The sequence below is a fragment of the Liquorilactobacillus oeni DSM 19972 genome, from assembly GCF_001436275.1.
GTDB classification, from domain to species: domain Bacteria; phylum Bacillota; class Bacilli; order Lactobacillales; family Lactobacillaceae; genus Liquorilactobacillus; species Liquorilactobacillus oeni.
In genome coordinates, this window is sequence record NZ_AZEH01000028.1 from 1 (window position 1) to 5,896 (window position 5,896).

The window sequence follows — 5,896 nt, forward strand, 5'->3', positions numbered from 1 at the left end:
GGGTGGTTTATTGTTTCGCACACTAGCGAGCTCAACTAGGTCTAAAGACAATAAAATTAAAAGGACTGAGTCAAAAGTTAAATTTTGACTCAGTCCTTTTTAACCTGAAACGTGCGAATTAACGTGTGTCAATAGTCGGCTTTTTCTGCTTAAATACAAAATCGCTTATAGTCAAATTCAGACTAGGTACGTAATTTGCAGTTAACAACACTCAAAACCTGACAACTTTTGGCACACTCGACTTCGCTATGCCCCTGCCAAGGAACTACATTCTAATCCAATATCTTTACTTATTCAATGTCCGTACTCTAATTACCTCTGGAATTGCTAAAAGTTCTTGTCGCAGCTCATCCAGCTTATCTTCTGAAATTGCTGCTGTATCAATCATAGTATAGGCGATCTTATCACGGCTGCGATTAATCATATTATCAATATTGATTTCATCATTGGCGAGAATAGTGGTAATCCGTCCCACCATGTTGGGCACATTTTGGTGAATCAAAGTAATTCGCAGTTCAGAAATGAAGTCCATTTCAACCGTTGGAAAGTTAACTGAATTAACTATATTTCCCGTTTCAAGATATTTACGCAGGGTTTGAGCCGCCATCTTGGCTCCGCAAACCTCAGCTTCAATTGTGGTTCCTCCAATGTGCGGGGTAACGATAACATCATCACGATCAATAAACTTATTTGAACTGAAATCTGTCAGGTATTTTTTCAACTTCCCACTATCTAAAGCTTTAATCACGGCATTCTCGTTAACAATCCCCCAACGCGAGTAATTTAGCAAAATTGCTCCTTTTTTGATCTGTTGCAACTCTTCTTCACTGATTAAGTCTTTATTTTCTTCCGTATAAGGAATATGAACAGTAACATAATCGCTACTGCGCAAAACATCTGCTAATTCACCTGCTCTAGGAATATCATTAGAAAGCCGCCAAGCATGTTCAACACTAATATATGGATCATAGCCGATAACATGCATCCCTAAGTCAGAAGCTGCTCGTGCTACTCGTGAGCCGACAGCCCCTAATCCAATAACTCCGATAGTCTTGCCCTTCAGCTCTGTTCCTGCAAAATGATTTTTGCCCTTTTCAGTCTGCAAACTAACATCTGCTCCATTAAGCTTTTTAGCCCATGTAATTGATGAAAAAATCGGACGGGTTGAAATCAGCAGCATTGCAACAATCAGTTCTTTTACTGCATTGGCATTTGAACCAGGAGTATTAAAAACCACTGTTCCATTTGATGAGGCTTCTATCAGCGGAATGTTGTTAACGCCCGCACCTGCGCGCGCAATTGCTAAAACACTGGTACCAAAATGCGTTTTATGCATATCCTGACTTCTAATCAGAAGTGCATCTGGTTTATCAGTTTCATTTAATTTATAAGTTTCCTTTGGGAAAACATTCAAGCCTTCTTGAGCAATCATATTATACGTTTTAATATTTATCATCGTTATCTGGTTCCTCCAACTGCCTTTTCAAACTTTTGCATAAACTCAATCAATTTTTCTACCCCAGTACGCGGAAATGCATTATAAAGACTGGCGCGCATTCCGCCTACTAGCCGGTGTCCCTTCAGGTTAAGCAGATTGTTTGCCTGTGCTTGGACAATAAAGCGTTTATCTATAGCCTTATCCCCAGTAACAAAAGGAATATTAGTCAAAGAACGCCACTTTTTTTCAGTTACAGGAGTACTGAACAGCTTTGATGAATCAAGATAATCGTAAAGAAGCTGCGCCTTTTCTTCATTGCGCCGCTGCATCTGTGAAACTCCACCCTGTTGCAGAAGCCATTTGAATACCAAACCAGCCACATAAATCGCAAAAACAGGCGGTGTATTCAAAGCAGAATGCTTTGCTGCTTGTTTTGCGTAACTAAACATTGCCGGCAGCTCCGGTGCTTCTTCAAAAAGAGTGTGCTTAACAATTACAATTGTTAAACCTGCAGGTCCGATATTCTTTTGCGCGCCCGCATAGATCATGCCAAAATCATTCACATTATATTCTTGGCCCAGAATAATCGAAGAGAGGTCTCCTACCACCGGCACATCACCTTTATACGGCAAATCTTTATACATAGTTCCTTCAATTGTATTATTCATAGTTAAATGAAGGTAATCATAATTTTTTGCTAATTCTATTCCTGAAGGCAATTCCGTATAGTTAGACAGTTTTGAAGATGCCGCAACTTCTGTAGTGTAACCTGATAACAGCTGACCGTCCTCTTGAGCCCTTTGTGCCCAGTGTCCAGTGTCTGCAAATGCAATTTTGTGATACTTGTTTGCAAGGTTCAACGGTGCCAGTGCAAACTGTAAGGTTGCCCCTCCTTGCAGAAACAAAACATCATACTCTGCAGGAATATTCATCAGTTTTCTTAAATCAGCCTCAGCCTGGAATGCCATATCTGTATAAAGTGAGGAGCGGTGGCTGATCTCCATTATACTCATGCCGCTGTTTTTATATGAAATCAATTCACTTTGTACTTGACGCAAAACTTCTGCTGGTAAAACAGCCGGTCCTGCTGCAAAGTTATAAACTTGTGTCACGCTACCCACTTCTTTCTTCAGATTTTATAAGGTGAAGGATTTTTAAGAATAAGAGCAACTGATTTCCTTCATTCAATTACTCAAGTCACTTTACCCAATGTTCCGAATGTAGCGCAATCACATGACTATGTCAAGACGCTAATTAATAAAATGATAAACGGCTTAGAAGCTGAATTCAGCTTGAAAACAGCATTTGTGTGTATCTTTAAAACTTTTTGCCTGATATTTTTATTAAAAAATAATGAAGTTTATAAATTTAATGTTTATGTAATATTTAGCTTCTTATTTTTATTCATTTTAAAAAAAAAAACACATAGCAGCCGTAATAAACCAGGATTTTGTCCGGAAATTCATACTCTTAAAACATTTGTAACGATAATGTAATATTCTTAAGGATTTACAGAGCTATATCTTTCCTGTCTCATGTTCATTTATTCCTTATAAACCAACGTTTGTAGATAAATTAAAATTGTTGAAAAAAAATCAAAAAAAAAATTTTCCAAAAGAAAAGCCTTGATTAAAGGATTCACAGCATTTATGTTACAAAGAAGATTAATTTGTAATTTAATTTGTACTCTCTTGCAACATTGATAGCCTACAATCAAAGCATTGGTAAGGAAATAAAAAATAATTTAAAAAGTAGGAGTGACATATTTGAAACGTACAACAAAGACATTATTGGTAAGCACTGTTGGTGCGGCGGGTTTATTCTTAGCTTCTACAACAACTGCGAATGCCTCATCCACTGTTAAAGTTAATAAAAACGATACTGTTTGGGATCTCTCACAAAAATATGGAGTTTCTATCCAAGCTATTGAAACACTTAACCATATTAACCAGAATTCACATTTAATTCTTGAAAATCAATCATTACAGATTCCTGACAAGGCTGCAAAACAGAGTACTGATACTTCTGCTAAAGCAACTTCAGCTGTTTCTGTAAAAGCTGGCGACAGTTTATGGGCAATTGCTAAAGATTACGGTATTTCAGTTGATACTCTGCGTTCACTTAACGGCTTATCAGCAGATGATACTCTTATCTTGCCGGGACAAAGTCTTAAGGTAACCGGAACACCTAAGGCAGCTGCTGCAAGCACAACAACTGCACAAACAACAAATACAAATAACAATACTGCAAATAATAGTACACAGGCTGCAAGCAATAATACGGCTGCAACAACTGCAACAACTGCAACAACTGCAACAACTGCAACAACTGCAACAACTGCACCTAAAGTAACTGTTTCAGCTAACCATGTTACATACACAGTTAAATCTGGTGATTCTCTTTACACAATCGCACAAGCTTATGGTGTGACTGTTGATTCACTTAAAGCAGCAAATACATTGGGCTCTACAATTACTGCAGGACAGACTTTGACAATTAATGATCCAACAAAGACTCCTGCAGTTGCTCCTGTAGCAGCAGCTACAAATAACGCAGCAAGTACAGAAAGTACTAGTCAAACAAACTCAACTAATAATGCTGCAGTAAGCAGCTCTTCTGCAAATAACAGCAGTGCTGCTACAACAAGTACTAACACTATAAACACAAATACTACAAGTTCAAATACTACAAGCTCAAATACTACAAGCTCAAATACTACAAGTTCAAATACTACAAGCTCAAATGTAACAGCAGCTACAGCTTCTTCAAACACTACTGCAACTGCAAACACTGCAAGCAGCAACAATAATACTTCAGCTGCAAACAGTTCTTCTACACGACAAGTAAGAACTTATGCAGCACAGACACAGACACCTAGCGTTTCTGCTTCTTCAATCGTTGGTTACGCAGAAAGCTTAGCATCAATGAGAATCCCATATGTAAATGGTGGTACTTCACTTAGCGGATTTGACTGCTCCGGCTTTACGCAGTATGTATATGCTCATTTTGGCAAGAACATTCCTCGGACATCACAGGCACAATCTACTATCGGTACTTATGAGTCAGTAAGTGCAGCACAACCTGGTGACTTATTATTCTGGGGTGGTCGCGGTTCTGCTTGGCATGTAGGGATTTATGTCGGCGGTTCAACTTACGTAGCTGCACCAACAACTGGTGAAACTGTCAGCGTTAAGAGTTTCCAATACTTCCAACCATCATTTGCTGTTCACGTAAACTAGAAATTGATAGCAATAAAAAAACATCCTCTAAAAGGGATGTTTTTTTACACAAATATATATTTAATAAACATAATAAGAGGCTGAGTCAAAAATCATATTTTGACCCAGCCCCTTTATTACTTACTTGCAATCTGCGTATTAATCTTTTCCTACATAGTCAGTATTTTACTTTTTTAAATATGGAATAAAGTAAGTTTAGAAACAGCCGTATAACCTGCTTATTTCCTTTTTAGTAACGAACAACAAATGAACCATCATTGTCTGTTGTCTGCTTGCCCGAATCCGACCCAAGGAAGCGATCTTGAGCAATATCTTTATAAAAGGCAACATAGGTAGCTGTTTTATACGGAGTTAACCAGATAAATCCAATTCCAAAAGATAAAACAGCAAGAATGCTCCAGCCTAGGAAACTGAGCTGCAATAAAAATAGGTCTAATTTGTGGCCATTCATAAGATTACGGCTTTTAGTAATATAATCAAGGTAACTGATATCTTCGGTGCTTTGCTTGCTTTCTGCTAGATCTTTGTAAATCAGATAAGTCTGTGAATATGAGTAGGATTTAATTATTCCAGGAATTATGAACAATAGCATCCACAAAAAGGTAAACAACGAAACTAATACATACAGCACTAAAACGCTAACGAAGTGTCTTTTAGTAAAAACACTGAATGCTCCTTTAAGAACTTTAAAATCACTTTTTTTAGTACGCAACCAATCAAGAAAAGTAAAATTAATACCTATCATGATCATAGTTACTAAGAAACCTGGAAGGTAGCCGCTGAATGAATTTCTATCGCCGTTAAAAGCAGCATTATAACCTTCCCCGGTTGAATTAAGGTATGACAGCCCATCATTAGATAAAAACCAGACAAGCGCAAAAAATAGCCCTGCTACCACAATGCTCACAATTATTTCAAGAATGACCGGAATAATTGTTAACTTGACTGCCTGACCCCAATGGCCTTTAAAAGTCTGTTTGACCTCTGCTTTTAGCTCTTTCCTTGTTTTCATTTATTTACTCCTTTCCCTTTCTTCACCTATAGTATACGAAAAATCAACTGCCAATCATACAAATATGAATTAAGCTATAATTTACCGCAGTGTTCTTCTTATATACTAATGTTTAAAATAAAGAAGCCCAGATATATAATATCTGGGCTTCTTACTTTGCACGGCAACGACCTACCCTCGCAGGGGGCGATCCCCCAACTACTCTTG

The 5,896-nt window shown here is 37.7% G+C and carries 4 protein-coding genes; 1 reads left to right on the forward strand and 3 read right to left on the reverse strand.

Annotation, left to right across the window (positions count from 1 at the left end; translation table 11 throughout):
• Nucleotides 1-286 precede the first annotated feature (286 nt).
• Nucleotides 287-1,456 carry a phosphoglycerate dehydrogenase gene (locus FD46_RS03875; RefSeq protein ID WP_057895883.1) on the reverse strand — a complete coding sequence of 390 codons (1,170 nt, stop codon included), beginning with the start codon at nucleotides 1,454-1,456 and terminating at the stop codon, nucleotides 287-289.
• 2 nt (nucleotides 1,457-1,458) lie between these two features.
• Nucleotides 1,459-2,550, reverse strand: a complete 1,092-nt coding sequence (gene serC, locus FD46_RS03880; RefSeq protein WP_057895884.1) for a 3-phosphoserine/phosphohydroxythreonine transaminase — start codon at nucleotides 2,548-2,550, stop codon at nucleotides 1,459-1,461.
• Nucleotides 2,551-4,362: 1,812 nt separating this feature from the next.
• On the opposite strand from serC, the gene FD46_RS10735 reads away from it, so the two are divergent.
• The gene (locus FD46_RS10735; RefSeq protein WP_420805341.1) at nucleotides 4,363-4,677 is read left to right on the forward strand and encodes a C40 family peptidase; all 315 of its coding nucleotides are present in this window, start codon (nucleotides 4,363-4,365) and stop codon (nucleotides 4,675-4,677) included.
• 229 nt (nucleotides 4,678-4,906) lie between these two features.
• Here the strand turns inward: FD46_RS10735 and FD46_RS03890 are convergent, their stop codons facing one another.
• Complete coding sequence (locus FD46_RS03890; protein WP_057895886.1) at nucleotides 4,907-5,689, reverse strand: DUF975 family protein; 783 nt, start codon at nucleotides 5,687-5,689, stop codon at nucleotides 4,907-4,909.
• Nucleotides 5,690-5,896 lie beyond the last annotated feature (207 nt).